The sequence below is a fragment of the Kitasatospora sp. NPDC004799 genome, from assembly GCF_040609095.1.
GTDB lineage: Bacteria > Actinomycetota > Actinomycetes > Streptomycetales > Streptomycetaceae > Kitasatospora.
In genome coordinates this window covers 1-17,258 of the sequence record NZ_JBEXJK010000164.1, presented here as the reverse complement: position 1 = coordinate 17,258, position 17,258 = coordinate 1, and the positions used below count along the sequence as shown (strand labels likewise).

14 protein-coding genes and 1 pseudogene are annotated in these 17,258 nt (G+C 72.8%); 8 read left to right on the top strand and 7 right to left on the bottom strand.

Going from position 1 to position 17,258, the window contains the following annotated elements; translation table 11 throughout:
- Positions 1–82 precede the first annotated feature (82 nt).
- Positions 83–667 carry a phosphatase PAP2 family protein gene (locus ABZW03_RS21205; RefSeq protein ID WP_355260314.1) on the bottom strand — a complete coding sequence of 195 codons (585 nt, stop codon included), beginning with the start codon at positions 665–667 and terminating at the stop codon, positions 83–85.
- Between the two features lie 193 nt (positions 668–860).
- The gene (locus tag ABZW03_RS21200; protein WP_355260317.1) at positions 861–2,072 is read right to left on the bottom strand and encodes a bifunctional lytic transglycosylase/C40 family peptidase; all 1,212 of its coding nucleotides are present in this window, start codon (positions 2,070–2,072) and stop codon (positions 861–863) included.
- Between the two features lie 248 nt (positions 2,073–2,320).
- Here ABZW03_RS21200 and ABZW03_RS21195 point away from each other — a divergent pair, with 248 nt between their 5' ends.
- The 6 genes from ABZW03_RS21195 to ABZW03_RS21170 all read left to right on the top strand — a co-directional run bounded on the left by ABZW03_RS21195 (position 2,321) and on the right by ABZW03_RS21170 (position 9,972).
- A complete protein-coding gene (locus ABZW03_RS21195; protein WP_355260312.1) occupies positions 2,321–2,671 on the top strand; it encodes a hypothetical protein in 351 nt (116 codons plus the stop codon).
- A gap of 167 nt (positions 2,672–2,838) precedes the next feature.
- A complete protein-coding gene (locus ABZW03_RS21190; RefSeq protein WP_355260309.1) occupies positions 2,839–3,651 on the top strand; it encodes a hypothetical protein in 813 nt (270 codons plus the stop codon).
- A 226-nt stretch (positions 3,652–3,877) separates the two neighbouring features.
- The gene (locus ABZW03_RS21185) at positions 3,878–4,924 is read left to right on the top strand and encodes a hypothetical protein (protein ID WP_355260306.1); all 1,047 of its coding nucleotides are present in this window, start codon (positions 3,878–3,880) and stop codon (positions 4,922–4,924) included.
- 7 nt (positions 4,925–4,931) lie between these two features.
- On the top strand, positions 4,932–6,506 hold the full coding sequence (locus tag ABZW03_RS21180) for an SCO6880 family protein (RefSeq protein ID WP_355260303.1): 1,575 nt from the start codon (positions 4,932–4,934) through the stop codon (positions 6,504–6,506).
- A gap of 74 nt (positions 6,507–6,580) precedes the next feature.
- Positions 6,581–7,930, top strand: a complete 1,350-nt coding sequence (locus ABZW03_RS21175; protein WP_355260300.1) for an ATP-binding protein — start codon at positions 6,581–6,583, stop codon at positions 7,928–7,930.
- A 248-nt stretch (positions 7,931–8,178) separates the two neighbouring features.
- On the top strand, positions 8,179–9,972 hold the full coding sequence (locus tag ABZW03_RS21170) for a bifunctional metallophosphatase/5'-nucleotidase (RefSeq protein ID WP_355260297.1): 1,794 nt from the start codon (positions 8,179–8,181) through the stop codon (positions 9,970–9,972).
- A gap of 65 nt (positions 9,973–10,037) precedes the next feature.
- Here ABZW03_RS21170 and ABZW03_RS21165 read toward each other — a convergent pair whose 3' ends face one another.
- From ABZW03_RS21165 to ABZW03_RS21145, 5 genes are all read right to left on the bottom strand, one after another.
- Complete coding sequence (locus ABZW03_RS21165) at positions 10,038–11,531, bottom strand: HAMP domain-containing sensor histidine kinase (RefSeq protein ID WP_355260294.1); 1,494 nt, start codon at positions 11,529–11,531, stop codon at positions 10,038–10,040.
- The gene (locus tag ABZW03_RS21160; protein ID WP_355260291.1) at positions 11,528–12,301 is read right to left on the bottom strand and encodes a response regulator transcription factor; all 774 of its coding nucleotides are present in this window, start codon (positions 12,299–12,301) and stop codon (positions 11,528–11,530) included. The genes ABZW03_RS21165 and ABZW03_RS21160 overlap by 4 nt, the downstream gene beginning before the upstream one ends.
- A gap of 78 nt (positions 12,302–12,379) precedes the next feature.
- On the bottom strand, positions 12,380–13,606 hold the full coding sequence (locus ABZW03_RS21155; RefSeq protein ID WP_355260288.1) for a trypsin-like peptidase domain-containing protein: 1,227 nt from the start codon (positions 13,604–13,606) through the stop codon (positions 12,380–12,382).
- Between the two features lie 116 nt (positions 13,607–13,722).
- The gene (locus ABZW03_RS21150; protein WP_355260285.1) at positions 13,723–14,781 is read right to left on the bottom strand and encodes a LacI family DNA-binding transcriptional regulator; all 1,059 of its coding nucleotides are present in this window, start codon (positions 14,779–14,781) and stop codon (positions 13,723–13,725) included.
- Between the two features lie 135 nt (positions 14,782–14,916).
- Entirely contained in the window at positions 14,917–15,651 is a 735-nt protein-coding gene (locus ABZW03_RS21145) for a response regulator transcription factor (RefSeq protein WP_355260283.1), read from the bottom strand.
- Between the two features lie 727 nt (positions 15,652–16,378).
- On the opposite strand from ABZW03_RS21145, the gene ABZW03_RS21140 reads away from it, so the two are divergent.
- Together ABZW03_RS21140 and ABZW03_RS21135 are read left to right on the top strand one after the other, a co-directional pair.
- The gene (locus ABZW03_RS21140) at positions 16,379–16,672 is read left to right on the top strand and encodes a MoaD/ThiS family protein (protein ID WP_355260281.1); all 294 of its coding nucleotides are present in this window, start codon (positions 16,379–16,381) and stop codon (positions 16,670–16,672) included.
- A 5-nt stretch (positions 16,673–16,677) separates the two neighbouring features.
- Positions 16,678–17,258 (top strand): annotated as a pseudogene (locus tag ABZW03_RS21135) (hypothetical protein); the annotation flags it as partial.

The window sequence follows — 17,258 nt, the reverse complement described above, 5'->3', positions numbered from 1 at the left end:
ACAGCGCCCGGCACGGCCGGTCCATCGCGCGCTCGATCGCCGAACGTTACCTGACGGGTGGTCAGATCGAGGAGAAGCTGGTCTACCCGCTCACCAGGCAGAACGGCACCAGCACCGCCATCGCGATCGGCGCCAGCAGCAGCACCACGGCGACGGCGAGCGCGAAGCCGCCGATCACGTCGGTCGGGTAGTGGACGCCCATGAACATCCGGCAGAAGCCCTGGAGGACCGCCAGGCCGCCGGCGATCCAGCCCAGCCTGCGGTTCACCAGGAACAGCGCCACCGCGACGCCCATGGTCATGGTCGAGTGGTCGCTGACGAAGGAGTGGGTGCCCTCCTTGCCCTCCACCAGCACCAGCAGCCCGGGATGGTCGACGAAGGGGCGCGGGCGGTTCACGATCGCGGCGATCGGCAGGTTGGCCAGCTCGGCGACGGCCACCGAGAGCGGCACCCAGAGCAGCCCGGCCATCGCCACCGGCGCGTCCGGCCGGCGTCTGGCCTGGAGCCAGGCCACCAGACCGAGCATCGCCAGGCCGATCAGGATGCCGTACTCGCCGATCCACGAGACCAGGTGGTCCAGCCACTGCGGGGAGCGCTTGGCCAGGCCGTTGACGGCGTAGAGCAGGTCGAGGTCGGGGTTGGTCGTGTCGGCAAGCGGCGTCGACACGCCGCACCTCCTTCTGGTCCGCTGCACCTGGTCGTCGTGGCCGGGGCCCGCCCGGCGCGGGAAGCTGACGAGGGGCCACCGGAGGAAACGTCATTTCCGGGGCACAGCGTTCCACGGAAACGCGCGGTTATCGAAACTTGACTCAGCGTCCACAGTGCGCACACAGGTCCCGGCGGTCCCAGCCGTCCCGGGCCTACCGTCCCCCGCCGGCGGGGGACGGTCCGGCGGGCGCGGGCGGGGCGGCGGCGACCGCGGTCCGGGCGGGGGGCGCCGGGGCGCCGCCCTGGCTCCCCGCGGGGGTGGTGGGCTCCGTCCCGCTCGTCCCGCCTGTTCCGGTCGTCCCGCTCGTCCCGCCAGTCCCGGCCGGACGGCTGGGGGCGTTGACCGCGCCGTCGTTGTTGCGGGTCGGCAGCGCCTGGGCGCCGTCCGAGGTGACCCGGGTCGCGCCGATGTACTCCCGGGTGTCGATCTTGTCGTAGCGGATCACCGCGCCGGTGTGCGGGGCGTTGATCATGTACCCGCCGCCGACGTAGATCCCGACGTGGTGGATGCTCCGCGGATCGCTCAGGTCCGTCGCCCAGAACACCAGGTCGCCCGGCCGCAGCTGGTCGCGCGACGGGTGCGGCCCGGCGTACCACTGGTCGTTGGCCACCCGGGGCAGGGTGATGCCCACGCTGGCGAACGCGGCCTGGGTCAGGCCCGAGCAGTCGAACCGCCCGTTCTGCGAGGGCAGCCCCTCGCCGCCCCACAGGTACGGGGTGCCGAGCTTGGTCTGTGCGAAGTAGATCGCGGCCGACGACTGCGCGGACACCTCCACCGGCGCGGTCGGCGAGGCCGGCGCGGTGAAGCTGCGGGCCATCGCCTGGATGTTCCGCACGTAGCCCTGGGTCTCCTTGTACGGCGGCACGCCGTTGTACTTCTGGACCGCTCCCTCGCCGGCGTTGTAGGCGGCCAGCATGTTGGCCTGCGGGTCGCCCGGGACCTTCGCGACCGTCTTGGCGATCGCGCAGTCGTAGGTCGCCGCCGAGGCGATCGCGTCCAGCGGGTCCCAGACGTCCGCCCGGCCGTCCCCGCTGCCGTCGGTGGCGTACGAGGTCCAGGTGCCCGGCATGAACTGCGCCATCCCCTGCGCGCCGACCCCGGAGCGCGCCTTGGGGTCGAAACCGCTCTCCTGGTACAGCTGCGCGGCGAGCATCGGCGGGGAGATCTCGGGGCAGAGCGAGCCCCACCGCTGGATCGGGTCCTGGTAGGCCGCGGGGACCGTTCCGGGGGAGAGGGCGGAACGATTCGCCGACTGCTGCGGCATCCCACTTGCCGCATAAGTCCCCATCGTCACCAGCCCGATGAACCCGAGCGCAACAACTCCCGCAGCGGCGGCGGCCGTCCCGGCCTTCCGGAGTACCATCAGCACCATCCCGACGAATCGTCAGTCGAAGTGTCCCGGAAGGCGTTGCTCACCGCAATCATCAGAGATACGAACAGTGAGCGCTATCCTTCGTACGGTGTACATCCTCGCGTACGTGTCCGATGCCTCACGACCAATCCGCGAGAAGTAGCCAAGTCGACATCAGATCTGGCCAAGAATAGGTACCGACCCTTCGCGCGGGCCGGGTCCGGGCCCTTGAATTTGCCTGATCGGGCGGTGAGATGGAAATGAACCTGAGCAGCGTGCACACCAATGCGGTCGGCCACCTGGCCGAGGACCCCCCCAAGAAGCCGAACATCGACACCATCATCGGCGGGATCGCCCCGGACTGGGGCCCGTTCGCGACCCTCGGGTCCGAGGCCCGGGTGATGGTCGAGGTCATCATGGCCGTCGCCATCCTCATCTGCCTCGGCATCGCGGTCTGGGGTGCGGCCAAGCAGCGGATCGGAGCGACCGCGATGCGCGACAGCTTCGGCGCCGAACAGGGCAAGGGGCTGATCGTCGCCGGGCTGACCGGCGTGTTCATCATCGGATCGCTCGGCACCCTGTTCACCATTGTCTACGGAATGGCGATCTGACGATCGGACAGCAGTAGTCCGACCTGCCTGAGACCGGTTCCCCGTCCGGACCCCTACGACGGCCGGCCCGCCAGGAGTCCACCCCCGTTCCCACCCTCCGTCCGCGCCCGCCCCCCGGGCGGAGGGCCCCCGGAGCCGCCCCGGCTCCCCGCACCAGGAGGGCCGCCGTGCCGTTGTCCGACGACCAGCCGCGCACCCGTACGCGCCTGCCGGTCGGCGAACAATCCTCCGCCCAGCCGAACCACCGTCAGACCCGCCCGTTGCGCGCTCTGCTGGCCGTCCTGGTGGTCGTCACCCTGCTCGTGGTGGCCGTCGCCATAGCCAACCGCGCCACGCCCGGCACGGGCGGCACGGGCGGCGGTGGCGCCTCGGCCGACCGCGCCGCCTCCGGCGCCGGCCCGGCCCCCAGCGGCGACCAGCCCGTCGGCACCACCGCCAACGGCATCCCGACCGGCTACCCGCACACCGAACCGGGCGCCCAGTCGGCCGCCACCAACTACGCGGTGGCGCTCGGCTCCGCGGACATGTTCCGCACCGACAGCCGCCACGGCATCGTCGCCACCATCGCCGACCCGGGCGCCGTGGCGGGGCTCCAGGGCCGTCTGGACCAGGGCTTCGGCGGTGACACCGCCACCCGCTACGGCCTCGACACCCAGGGCCGCGCACCCAAGGGCCTCACCTTCGTCAGCCGCACCGTCCCGGTCGGTGCCAGGTCGACGGGCTACAGCGACGGCGATGCCAAGGTCGAGGTGTGGTGCACCGGCCTCACCGGCCTCGCCGGCGAGCGCTCCGTCCAGCCGGTGACCACCAACTGGTTCACCCTCACGCTCTCGCTGCACTGGACGGGTGGCGACTGGAAGCTCACCGACTACAGCAGCAGGCAGGGCCCCGCGCCGGTGCCCGCAGACCAGCAGGCCGCCACCGCCGATGAGATCACCGGCGCCGTCCAGCAGTTCGGGGGGTTCCGCTTTGCCCGTTGACCAGATCTCACGCCGCTCCGGTGCACGACGCCGGGTGGGCATCTTTGTCGGCGTACTGGCCACCTTGCAGGTGGCGGCGCTGTCGGCGGCCCAGCGGGTGTTCGCAGAGCCGTCGCCGACGGCTACTCCGACCTGCCAGAAGGTCGATCTTCCGATCCCTGGCAGTAACGCGGGCTGTGCTCCCGACGGCGCCGTCGTCATCCCCGGCAGCGGCACCGTCGGGGCCGTGACCGACCCGCTCGGGTCGTTGGCCAAGAGCTGTGCGCAGGCCGCGGCGTGGGTGGTGCGGAAGCTGTCGGGGGCGATCGACGGGACGACGCAGGTGGACTTCACCAATGCGTCGTTCCTGCAGCAGTACGCCGTGGTGTTCGCCGTGTCGACGGTGATCACGCTGGTGCTGTGGCTGCTCGCCGTGTCGAAGCGGGCGGTGCGGGGGGCGCCGCTGGCGACGGCGTTCTCGGAGGCGATCGGCTTCCTGTGGCTGACGGTGGTGGCGTCCGCGTTCACGCCGTTGATCCTGTACACCGTGGTGAGCGTGACGGACGGGCTGACCAAGGCGATAGCGGTCGGGACGAAGACGGACACCGGGTCGTACCTGGGCGGGTTCGCCGACACGCTGGAGAAGGGCGATGTGGGCGGCGGCCCGCTGATCCTGGTGATCGTGTCGCTGGTCGCGGTGCTGGCGGCGGCGGTGCTCTGGATCGAGCTGCTGATCCGGGCGGCGATGCTGTACGTCGGCGCGCTGCTGGGTACGGCGGTGTACGCGGGGCTGGTGGACCGGCAGCTGTGGAAGCACGTGCGGCGCTGGGCGGGGGTGATGCTGGCGGTGGACCTGGCGAAGCCGATCATCGTCGTCATCCTGGGCCTGGCGGGCGCGGTGGCGACCGGGGCCGGGGCCGACGACGACTTCGCCCGGGTGCTGTCCGGGCTGGCGATCCTGTTCCTGTCGATCTTCGCGAGCGCCGCGGTCTACCGCTTCGTGCCGGGCTTCGGCGACGAGATGCTGAACCTGCGCGGGGCCCGGGCCAACGCCGTGCAGGCCGGTTCGGCGATGATCAACGGCACCGCGAACCTGATGAAGCAGGGCATCACCACCCACGGCGACCGTGGTCCGCAGGCGGCCGGGACGGGTGGCGGCGGGGGCGCGGGCGGCGGTTCGGTCGCGCCGGGCATCGCCGCCCACGCCGGCCGGACGCCGGCCCCGCCGCCGCAGGGCGGGCCGCCGCAGGCCCCGGTTCCGATCCGCGACAGCAATCCAGCGAAGGGAGGGTGACGGGTAAGTGAGCAGCGAACCGCTCGGCCAGTACGGTGCCCAGTACGCCCAGCCGTACGTGCACCAGCGCCGCACCTACCTGATCGGCAAGGCCCGCCCGAACGCGCCGATCGGCCGGAACCGGGAGTCCGGCGAGATCATGCTGATCATCTTCGGGGCCTTCCTCGGCATGCTCTGGGGCCTGCTGATGCCGGTCCTGCCGCTGCGGATCGGCGGTCTGGTCGGTCTGCCGGCGCTCGCCATCGCGGCGGTGTACGTGCCGTACCGCAAGCGGACGTTCTACAAGTGGGTGGAGATCAACCGCACCTACCGCCGGACGGTCCGCAGCGGGCGGGCGGTGTGGCGTTCGGACGTGATGGACGCCGGCACCCGGCTGGACGGCCGGGAGGTGGAGGTCGGCCCGCCGCCCGGGGTGGGGCGGCTGCGCTGGCTGACGGCGCCGTTCGGGCCGGACGAGGTCGGGGTGCTGATGCACCTGGAGCGGCGCACGGTGACGGCCGCGATCGAGATCGAGGGCCCGGGCGTCGGCCTGCGCGACTCGGAGGACCAGGAGGCCCTGGTCGACCGGTTCGGGACGCTGCTGAAGCACGTCGCCAACGGGGACGGCTTCGTGACCCGGCTGCAGATCCTGGCCCGGACCCTGCCGGCCGACCCGGACGCGCACGCCAAGGACGTCGAGCGGCGCGGCGACCCGTCCTCGCCGCGCTGGCTGCAGGAGTCGTACGACCAGCTCCAGTCGATGGTGTCGACCTCCTCGGAGCAGCACCGGGCGTACCTGGTGGCCTGCATGCACTACACCCGTGACCTGGCGGCCGAGGCGCACGCGATGGGCCGGACGGCCACCGGGCGGCGGGCGCGGGACGACGAGGGGCTGGCGGCCGTGATGGCGCGCGAGCTGACCGACATCTGCGCCCGGCTGGCCGAGGCGGACATCCGGGTGCGCCAGCCGCTGGGCCAGGCCCGGCTCTCCTCGCTGCTGCACTCGATGTACGACCCGGACCACCCGATCGACCACATCCAGGCGATGTCCCGGCGCAACGCCTGGCCGGCCGAGCTGGACGCGACCGACCCGCAGTACCTGCAGGCGAAGACCCGGGAGTCGGCGACCCGGGAGCCGTGGTGCCACGCCACCGCGTGGATCAAGGAGTGGCCGCTCACCCCGGTGGGCGTCAACTTCCTGGCGCCGCTGCTGGTGCACACCCCGGACGTGATCCGGACGGTCGCGGTGACGATGGACCTGGAGCCCACCGACGTCGCGATCGAGCGGATGCTGACCGAGAAGACCAACGACGAGGCCGAGGCCAGCCGCGCGGCGAAGATGAACCGCACGGTCGACCCGCGCGACCTGGCCCACACCGGCCGGGTGGACCAGCGCGGCGACGACCTGGCCTCCGGCGCGGCCGGGGTGAACCTGGTCGGCTACATCACGGTCTCCTCGCGCAACCCCGACGCGCTGGCCCGCGACAAGCGGACCATCCGGGCCTCGGCCGGCAAGAGCTACCTCAAGCTGGAGTGGTGCGACCGCGAGCACCACCGGGCCTTCGTCAACACCCTGCCGTTCGCCACCGGCATCCGCCGCTGAGCGGGCCCGTCCCCCGCGCACGCCCCCCGCGCACGTCCGTCCCCGTCCACCGCTGACCCGTCAGGAGGCCGCCCATGGCGCTCGGCAACCTCACCGAGGCGTTCACCAGCCTGATGTTCGGCAAGGTGGAGACCACCCGCCTGCCGGTGCGCACCTCCACCGGCCAGGCGCAGGCCGTCTACCTGCCGACGGCCGCGCCGGGGCTGGGCGACTCCGGCGTGATCATCGGCCGCGAGGTGTACAGCGGCAAGGGGTACGTGTACGACCCCTTCCAGCTGTACGGGCAGCAGCTGCCCGCCCCGCACTGGCTGGTGCTCGGCGAGTCCGGCAACGGCAAGTCGGCGCTGGAGAAGACCTACGTCCTGCGCCAGCTGAGGTTCCGCGACCGCCAGGTCGTGGTGCTGGACGCGCAGGGCGAGGACGGCGTGGGCGAGTGGAACCTGATCGCGAACGCGCTGGGCATAAAGTCGATCCGGCTGGACCCGATGGCGGCCCGGGACGGCGGGGTGAAGCTCAACCCGCTGGACCCGGCGATCACCCAGACCGGCCAGCTGTCGCTGCTGCGCACCATCGTCGAGGTGGCGATGGGACGCGGGCTGGAGGAGCGGGCCGGCTTCGCGCTGAAGGCCGCGCACGCCCATGTGGTGGCCTCGGTGAAGGACCGCCAGCCGGTGCTGGACGACATCATCGACACCCTGCGCAACCCCGAGCTCTCCTCGGTGGAGTCGCTGGGCGTGGCGGTGGACGAGGTGCAGTCCTGGGGCCTGGACGTGGCGCTGGTGCTGGACCGGCTGGTCGACGGTGACCTGCGCGGCATGTTCGACGGGTCGACCACCGACGGCATCGACCTGGACGCGCCGCTGATCGTCTTCGACCTCTCGCACATCGACCGCAACTCGATCGCGATGCCGATCCTGATGGCGATCGTCGGGGTGTGGCTGGAGCACACCTGGATCAGGCCGGACCGGAAGAAGCGCATCTTCCTGGTCGAGGAGGCCTGGCACATCATCAACAGCCCGTTCGTGGCCCAGCTGTTCCAGCGGCTGCTGAAGTTCGGCCGTCGGCTCGGCCTGTCCTTCGTGGCGGTGGTCCACCACCTGTCCGACGTGGTGGACGGCGCGGCGGCCAAGGAGGCCTCGGCGATCCTGAAGATGGCCTCCACCCGGACGATCTACATGCAGAAGGCCGAGGAGGCGCGGGCCACCGGCCGGGTGCTGGGCCTGCCGCGCTGGGCGGTGGAGATCATCCCCACACTTTCGCCGGGCATCGCGGTCTGGGACGTCAACGGCAACGTCCAGGTGGTCAAGCACATCATCACCGATGCGGAGCGCCCGCTGGTCTACACCGACCGCGCGATGACCGAGGACGCGGTGGCCGAACGGGTGCGCGCGGAACGGCAGTTGGCCGCCGAGCCAGGGGTCTGAGCCGGAGGTCCGGGCCGGTGCCCCGGTGGCGGCGGCCGCGTCGTCGGGCCGGGACGTACGGGCCCCTCCGCATTCTCCGCACCCGGCGGACGGGGACGGTTCGTCAGGAGGTAATCCTCTCGTTACGTTCGACGTCCTGACAGCTACGCGCGTTGACCCTAGGCTTCGCAGTCGCAACACATGACACATGCCCGAACGCCGACGCTGTCCGCAGCCGGTGCTCCTTCCAAGGTGCAGGGGAACCCTTCATGCTCACCGTCAGATCCCGACGGACGGCGCTCGCCGTCGTCGCCGCCGCAGGTCTGTTCGGCACGGTGGCCGTGCCGACGGCCGCCCAGGCCGCCGACGCCAAGCGCCACAAGACCGTCAACCTCCAGCTGCTGGCGATCAACGACTTCCACGGCAACCTGGAGCCCCCGGCCGGCAACTCCGGCACGATCAAGGAGATCGACCCGGCCACCGGCAAGGAGGTCTCCACCCCGGCCGGCGGCATCGAGTACCTGGCCACCGAGCTGCGCAAGGCGCGCGTCCCGGCCGACGACTCGATCACCGTCGCGGCCGGCGACATCATCGGCGCCAGCCCGCTCACCTCGGCGCTCTTCCACGACGAGCCGACCATCGAGGCGATGGACAAGCTCGGCCTGGACGTCACCTCGGTCGGCAACCACGAGTTCGACGAGGGCGCGCGGGAACTGCTGCGCATGCAGGAGGGCGGCTGCCACCCGACCGACGGCTGCTACGAGCCCGGCCGCACCTTCAAGGGCGCCAACTTCAACTACCTGTCGGCCAACGTCACCGACGAGAAGACCGGCAAGCCGCTGCTGGCGCCGTACTGGGTGACCAAGTCCCAGGGCGTGAAGGTCGGCTTCATCGGCGTCACCCTGGAGGGCACGCCGAACATCGTGACCGCCGAGGGCGTCAAGGGCCTGAAGTTCGCCAACGAGGTCAGCACGATCAACAAGTACGCCGCCGAGCTCAAGGCCAAGGGCGTCAACTCGATCGTCGCGCTGATCCACGAGGGCGGCTACCCGGCGAGCAGCGTCTACAACTACGACTGCGGCGCGGCCGGCCAGGGCGTCTCCGGCCCGATCGTCGACATCGCGAAGAAGATCGACCCGGCGGTCGGCGCCATCGTCACCGGCCACACCCACAACGCGTACGCCTGCAGCATCCCCGACCCCAACGGCGTCCCGCGCTCGGTGACCAGCGCCGCCTCCTTCGGCCGGCTCTTCACCGAGATCAACATGAAGCTGGACCGGACCACCGGCGAGATCGTGCGCCCCTCGGTCAAGGCCGAGAACCACGTGGTGCGCCGCACGGTCGAGAAGGCGCCCGACCTGACGGCGCTGGTCGACCACTACGCCAAGCTGGCCGCCCCGATCTCGGGCCGCCCGGTCGGCTACATCGCCTCGGACATCAACGGCCGCGGCAGCAGCGACCTGGAGAAGCCGCTCGGTGACGTGATCGCCGACGCGCAGCTCGCCGGGCTCGCCCCGGCCGACAAGGGCGGCGCGCAGGTCGCCTTCATGAACCCCGGCGGCGTCCGGTCCGACCTGGTCCACAAGGCCTCGGGCGGCGAGGGCGACGGCGTGGTGACCTACGGCGAGGCGTTCACCGTCCAGCCGTTCACCAACATGATGCAGGTCAAGACGCTGACCGGCGCCCAGCTGATCCAGCTGCTCCAGCAGCAGGTGAGCGGCTCCAACGCGGCCGCGCCGAAGATCCTCCAGGTCTCCTCGAACCTGCACTACACCCTGGACATGCGCAAGGCCGGCGCGGACCGGGTGGTCCTGGACTCGGTCCGGCTGAACGGCGCCCCGGTCGACCCGGCCGCCACCTACCGGGTCGCGGCCAACGAGTTCCTGGCCGGCGGCGGCGACGGCTTCCCGGCCTTCGCGGCCGGCACCGACAAGCTGGTCGGCGCCTCGGACCTGGACGTCTTCACGGCCTACCTGAGCACCCACAGCTCGGCGGCCGCGCCGCTGCAGGCCCCGGCGCAGGACCGGATCAAGATCATCGGCCCGGGTGCCGACATCGACTGAACGTGAGTCGGCCCCGGGAGGGGGCGGGTGGGGCGCTGTCGGGGCGCCCCACCCGCCCCCTCCCGTCATTCCGGGGCGGGGCCGCCGGGCAGCCGGACGGTGGCCAGCGCGCCCGGGCCGCCGTCGGCGGCCGGGCCGAGGGTGACCTCGCCGCCCGCCTCCCGGACGCTCTGCGCGACGATCGACAGCCCGAGGCCGGAGCCGGGCAGCTGGCGCGAGGAGGGCGAGCGCCAGAACCGGTCGAAGACGTACGGGAGTTCGTCCGGCGGGATGCCGGGGCCGTGGTCCCGGACAGTCAGCACGCCCCGGTGCAGCCGGACGTCGATGGTGCCGCCGGGCGGGCTGTACTTGACCGCGTTGTCCAGCAGGTTGATCACCGCCCGTTCCAGCCCGGCCGCGTTGCCGTGCACGTACCAGGGCTCGGTGTCGGTCTCGAAGACCAGCCCGGGGCCGCGGAGCTTCGCCCGCTCGACGGCCCGTCCGGCGATCTCGTGCACGGCGACCACGGTGGGGGCCGGGCCGCTCTTCGGGGTGTCCGGGCGGGAGAGCTGGAGCAGGTCGCCGATCAGCACGGTGAGCTCCTGCATCTGCGCCTTCATGTTGCCGAGCAGCTTGGTCCTGGTGGCGGCGGGCAGCGGGCGGCCGGTGTCGTTGCTGCGGATCAGCAGGTCGACGTTGGTGCGCAGGGAGGTGAGCGGCGTCCGGAGCTCGTGCCCGGCGTCGGCGATCAGCCGGGTCTGCCGCTCGCGGGAGTTGGCCAGGGCGGTGCTCATGGAGTTGAACGAGGTGGAGAGCCGGGCGATCTCGTCGTCGCCGTGGACCGGGATGGTGGTGCCGACCTCCTCGGTCCGGGCGATGTGCTCGACGGCGTCGGTGAGTCGGTCGACGGGCTTGAGGGCGGAGCGGGCGACCAGGCGGCCGGCCACGGCGGCGAGCAGGATGCCGCCGGCGGAGACCGAGCCGAGGAGGATGGCGAGGCCCTGGAGGGAGTCCTCGACGGGCCGGGTGGACGTGGCCACCATCACCAGCGCCGGGCGTGATGTGGAACGGGTCAGCGAGATCCGGACGACCGCCGGGGTCCCGTCGGTGAACTGGCCATCGCGGATGATCGACTGGCCGTTCTTGAGGGCGAATCCGGCCGTGTCACCGGGATCGACCTCAATGGCCTTGGTCGCGTTCGGCGGCAGGCAGACACCCGTCGGATTGGCCACCAGATACTGGGTGTCCCGGGCCACCGCACTGCCGTTCTCCGGCGTGATGCTGGCCGGCTGGTTCGCCAGCGCCTGTTCCGGGGTCGAGTAGCAGGGGAGGGCACCCGGAAACCGGGGCGGCGGCGGCAGAGTCGCATTGGCCAGGTCGGTCCGCACCTGGTCGTACAGCTGCCTCTCCACGATGAACCAGCACGCCAGCGCCGACAGCGCGATCGCCACCGCCACCGCCGCCGCGCTCAGGAAGGTGAGGCGGCTGCGCAGCGAGCGGGAGCGGAACCAGTGGAGCAGGCGCTGCCGGCGGCCGGGTGTGCGGGGCGGGGCCAGCGGAGGGGGCGGAACGTTGTTCACGCGCTGGTGCCGGCGGCCGGGCGCAGGGCGTAGCCGACGCCGCGCACGGTCTGGATCAGCCGGGGCATGCCGCCCTGCTCGGTCTTGCGGCGCAGGTACATCACGTACACGTCCAGGGAGTTGGAGGAGGGCTCGAAGTCGAAGCCCCAGACCGCCTTGAGGATCTGTTCGCGGGTGAGGACCTGGCGGGGGTGGGCGAGGAACATCTCCAGCAGCATGAACTCGGTGCGGGTGAGCTCGATCGGCTGGCCGGCCCGGGTGACCTCGCGGGTGGCGGTGTTCATCCGCAGGTCGGCGAAGGCGAGCACCTCGCTCTCGTCCTCGACGGCGGCGGCGCGGGCGGCGGCCTCGGCGGCGAGGGCGTTGCGGCGCAGCAGGGCGCGGACGCGGGCGAGCAGTTCGTCGAGCTCGAAGGGCTTGGCGAGGTAGTCGTCGGCGCCGACGTCGAGGCCGGTGACGCGGTCGCCGACGGCGTCGCGGGCGGTCAGCATCAGCACCGGGACGGTGTCGCCGCGCGAGCGCATCCGGCGGACGGCGGTGAGGCCGTCCATCCGGGGCATCATGATGTCCAGCAGGACGAGGTCGGGCCGGTCGCGTTCGACGGACTCCAGGGCCTCGTAGCCGTCGGTGGCGGTGGCGACCTCGTAGCCCTCGAAGGCCAGGCTGCTCTCCAGGGCGTCCCGGAGGGCTGGTTCGTCGTCGACCACGAGCAGCCGGGCGGAGGGGTGGCCGGCCTCGGCGGTGGTGCGGTCGTCGGCGGACGGGGTCATGGGCGGGCGCCCTTTCTCGTCGGGTGGCGGGCCTGCTGGGGCAATTGTCCGTCTCATGGAGTACTCAGGGAGTACGGCTCACACGTTCTGGCCGGCCTCGAGTTTCGGCAGGACCTGCTTGATGTCGTCGATCGGGATGGCGAAGCCGAGGCCGACGCTGCCGGCCGCGCCGCTGCCCGAGGAGCCGGAGCCGCCGGGCGCGTACATCGCCGAGTTGATGGCGATGACCTGGCCGTAGGCGTTGATCAGCGGGCCGCCGGAGTTGCCGGGGTTGAGCGCGGCGTCGGTCTGGAAGGCCTTGTAGGTGGTGGTGCTGCCGGCGTCGGGCTGCGGGGCGGCGGCGCGCAGGCCGGGCAGGCGGGGGAGGCCGAAGCCGCCGTTGCCGCTGGTGCTGCCCTCGTCGACCTGGACGGTGACGTCGCGGTTCTCGGCGCTGATGATGCCGGAGGTGACGGTGCCGGTGAGGCCGTCGGGGTTGCCGATGGCGACGACCGGGTCGCCGACGGCCACGGTGGAGGATTCGCCGAGGACGGCGGGGGTGAGGTTCTTCGCGCCGGTCGCGGTGATCACGGCGACGTCGAGGGCCTTGTCGGTGCCGGTGACGGTGGCCTGGGCGGTGGAGCCGTCCTGGAAGGTGACGGTGATCCGGCCGCCGGCGGCCGCGGTGTCGATCACGTGGTAGTTGGTGAGGATCTGCCCGTCGGTGTTCAGGACGACGCCGGTGCCGGTGGCGGTGCCGCTGCCGGTCCTGACGGTGATCTCGACGGTGCTGGGCGAGACGGCGGCGGCGACGGCGGCCACGTCGGCGCTGCCGTCGGAGCGCGCGGAGACCGGGCTGGCGGTGGTGCCGACGCGGTTCTCGGGGCTCGGCCGGCCGGTGGCGACCAGTCCGCCGGTGACCCCGCCGAGGACGGCGGCGATCGCGGCGACGGCGGTGACCAGGGCGAGGCGTCCGCGCAGCAGTCCGCGCCGGGCCCGGCTGCCTCGGTCGCCGCCGTCCTCGGGGGAGGGCGGCCCGAGGAGCGTGGGCGGCTCGGGCGGGATCGGCGGGGGCGGCGGCGGTCCGTCGAAGGCGCCGCCGGAGTGGTCCTCGCGGTAGCCGTACCCGGACCCGTCCGGGCCGGTGGCGCCGACGGCCGGGCCGCTGCCGAGCACGGTGCCCTCGATCACCCGGGGCTCCCGCTCCCGGTACGGGTCGTGCCGCTCGTGCCGCTCGTGGGACTGGTGCGGGTCGTGCTGCCCGCCGGCCGGGTGGGGCTCGTACGGGCCGTACTGCTCGCTGGGGTACCGCTGCTGTTCGGTCATGCCGACCACGCTCGGCCCGCCGTATGAGGAGTTCATGAGAACCGGCTCAGAACCGGGAGAGAAGCCCGTTGGGTTCTCATAAAGCCTGGTCAGGCCGCCTGTCGAGGCGGAGCCGGCTACTCCGGTACGGACCGGCCGGGCGCGTCGCCGGGGCAGCCGCAGGAGCGGCGGATGACCAGCCGGGACGGGAAGGTGCGGACCCGCTCGGTGTCCGAGCCGGGCACCATCAGCGAGTCGTCCAGCACCAGGTCCACGGCGGCCCGGGCCATCGCGTCGCGGTCGGAGGCGACGGTGGTCAGCGGCGGGTCGGCGAGCGCGGCCTCCGGCACGTCGTCGAAGCCGGCCACCGCGAGGTCCTCCGGGACCCGCAGGCCGACCTCGCGGGCGGCCCGCAGCACGCCGATCGCCTGGTCGTCGGTGGAGCAGAAGATCGCCCGCGGCCGGTCCGGCGAGCTCAGCACGCCGAGCGCGACGTCGTAGGCGCCGTAGCGGTGGAAGGGCGCGTCGATCAGGTGCGGTTCGGTGGGGACGCCGTGCGCGTCCATGGCGCGCTGCCAGCCCTCGACGTGGTCGATGACCGGGTCGCCGGGGGCGGGGGATTCGACCGGGCCGCCGAAGCAGGCCACGTACGGGTGCCCGTGCACCTCCAGCAGGTGGCGCACGACCGCCTCGGCGCCCGCCACGTCGTCGGTGACCACCGCGACGTCGTCGATCGCCTCGGGCCGGCGGTGCAGCAGCACCACCTTCGCCCCCTCCATCGCGGCGAACTCCTCGGCGGCGCGCTGCGAGGGGCCCTGGCTGACCAGGATCAGGCCGGAGACGCGCATCCCGAGGAAGGCGCGGACGTAGTGCACCTCGCGGTCGTCCACGTAGTCGGAGTTGCCGATCAGCACGAGCTTGCCGCGCTCGGAGGCGGCCCGTTCCACGGCGTGCGCCATCTCGGCGAAGAAGGGCTGGCGGGCGTCCGGGACGACCATGCCGATCAGGTTGGTGCGCCGGGAGGCCATCGCCTGGGCGACGCTGTTCGGCCGGTAGCCGAGCTGCTCGATCGCCGCGAGGACCTTCTCCCGGGTCGCGGGCGCGACCGGGCGCGGCCCGTTGTTGATGACGTAGCTGACGACCGCGGTCGAGGTACCAGCCAGTCGGGCTACATCGTCGCGCGTCACTTTGGCCACGGGGGGAGTCTACGCGTGTGGCCTCCGGGGCGGCAGGGGGAGCTGGGGCCCCGTTCGGCGGGCCGGAGGGCGGCTCCGGGAGGAACCGGACAAGCCGGGCGGGGGACGGCCCGCCCGGCTCCGCGGCGGTGCCCCTCAGGCCTCCAGCGGGGCGGCGGCGGGCCGCTGGGCGAGCTCCGGCCGTTCGCCCTTCTCGGGCTTCTCCGGCACGACGAAGCGGTAGCCGACGTTGCGCACGGTGCCGATCAGCTGCTCGTGCTCCACGCCGAGCTTGGCGCGCAGCCGCCGGACGTGCACGTCGACCGTCCGGGTGCCGCCGAAGTAGTCGTAGCCCCAGACCTCCTGGAGCAGCTGCGCCCGGGTGAAGACCCGGCCGGGGTGCTGCGCGAGGTACTTGAGCAGCTCGAACTCCTTGAAGGTGAGGTCGAGCGCCCGGCCCTTGAGCTTGGCGGAGTAGGTGGCCTCGTCGACCGAGAGGTCGCCGTTGCGGATCTCCATCGGGCTGTCGTCGGTGACCACCTGGAGGCGGCCGAGCGCGAGCCGCAGCCGGGCCTCGACTTCGGCCGGGCCGGCGGTGTCCAGCAGGACGTCGTCGATGCCCCACTCGGCGGTGACGGCGGCCAGGCCGCCCTCGGTGACCACCAGGATCAGTGGGCAGCCGATGCCGGTGGAGCGCAGCAGCTGGCAGAGGCTGCGGATCTGCGGCAGGTCACGCCGGCCGTCGACCAGGATGACGTCCGCGCTGGGGGTGTCCACCAGGGCCGCGCCCTCGGCGGGCGCCACCCGGACGTTGTGGAGCAGCAGTCCGAGGGCCGGCAGCACCTCGGCGGAGGGTTGCAGCGCATTGGTGAGGAGGAGGAGAGAACTCATACCCGGTGGTCCCCTTTCCGGGTCGTCGCGGTCGCGTAGCGGCTGCCGCCACAGCCGGATGGCGCACGTGCTGAGGGGGAGGGAAGGACGACGGCGGCCCGCGGCGGACCGGGGGAGCGGACGGCGTGCAGGGCGCGACGGCGGCTCGGCCGGGGGTCCCGCAACCCCTGGCGCACCGTTGCTGCCCTGTTCATCACCGTGAACCCTCCGGTCTGGTCCGGTACCGGGTGGCGGCCCGGTGCCGGTGGCGATGCCCCGGCCGGCCGGGACACGTCGTCGTGCCGCGTCAGGCGGGGCGGTCCCTGCGGCGCGCCGGGGGTGGGCCGACGAATCGCAAGGACGTCCGTACTGGCGTCCTGAAAGCACAAAAGGACCCGGGGGCGACTCTGCCCGGATCCCTCTTGGTGGACGAGGATAGCCGACCTCCCCCTCCACCGGGAGTGCGGGAATCCGGCGGTTCGCCCAATTCGGGCGTGCGCCGGGTGAGGATGGACACAGCTCCGGGCGCCGGTCCGGCTCCCGGCGGCGGCGGTCCGGTGGGAGGCGGCGCGTGTGCCGGGCCCCTCCGGCCAGGGCGATTGCCGCTCGTGGTGGCGGACACGCCATCATGGGACGCACATCGAAGGCGCTGTTCGGGTCCATCGTTCGAGTGATCGGGCGGCGGTCGCGGTGGCGAGCCGGACCGGGTCACCGGGACCGGGCGAGGACGACGAGAAGGGGTGGCCCGATGGGCGCGACCACCGAGCCCGCGAGCGGCGCCCGGGTGCGCGGGACGATCCGCTACTGGGCGGCGGCGAAGTCCGAGGCCGGCCTGGCCGAGGAGCCGTACGAGGCGGCGACCCTGGCGGAGGCGCTGGCGGCGGCCAGGGAGCGGCACGCCGACCGGCCGGCGTTCGCCCGGCTGCTCGGGCACTGCTCGTACCTGGTCGACGGGGCCCAGGTGGGCGGCCGCGACCACGCGACCGTCGCCCTGACCGAGGGCGGGACGGTGGAGGTCCTTCCCCCGTTCGCGGGAGGCTGAGCGGCGTGACGGACATGAACAACCCGAACCACCCCCAGCACGGCGGCTACGGCGAGTGGCCGCAGCCGCCCCACCGGCCCCAGCACCCGCAGCAGCCGTACCCGCCGCAGGCGCGGCAGCCGCAGCCGCCCTTCCCGCCGCAGCAGCCGGGCCACCAGCCGCCGTACGGGTACCCGGCGGACGACGCGGCGGCGACCGCGGTGCTGCCGGTGGTGCCCGCGTTCGACGACGCGGCCGCGACCGCCCTGCTGCCGCCGGTGCCGGCGGCGGACGACGCCGAGGCGACGGCGCTGCTGCCGCCGGTGGTGGTGTCCGGTGCGACGCCGGTCGCACAGCCGCCCCAGCAGCGTCAGGCCCCCCAGCCGTCCCAGCCGTCCCAGCCGTCGCGGCAGCAGCGGCGGCGGCAGCCGGAGCAGCCCGGTCAGCCCGTGCACCCCGGTCAGCCCGGTCAGCCCGTGCACCCCGGTCAGCCCGTGCAGCCCGGTCCGCCGGTGCAGCCCCAGCCGGACCCGACGATCCAGCTGAAGCTCCAGCAGCCCGGAGTAGGGGCTGAGCCGCTCGTGGTCGTGCGGGCTCAGCTCGACGA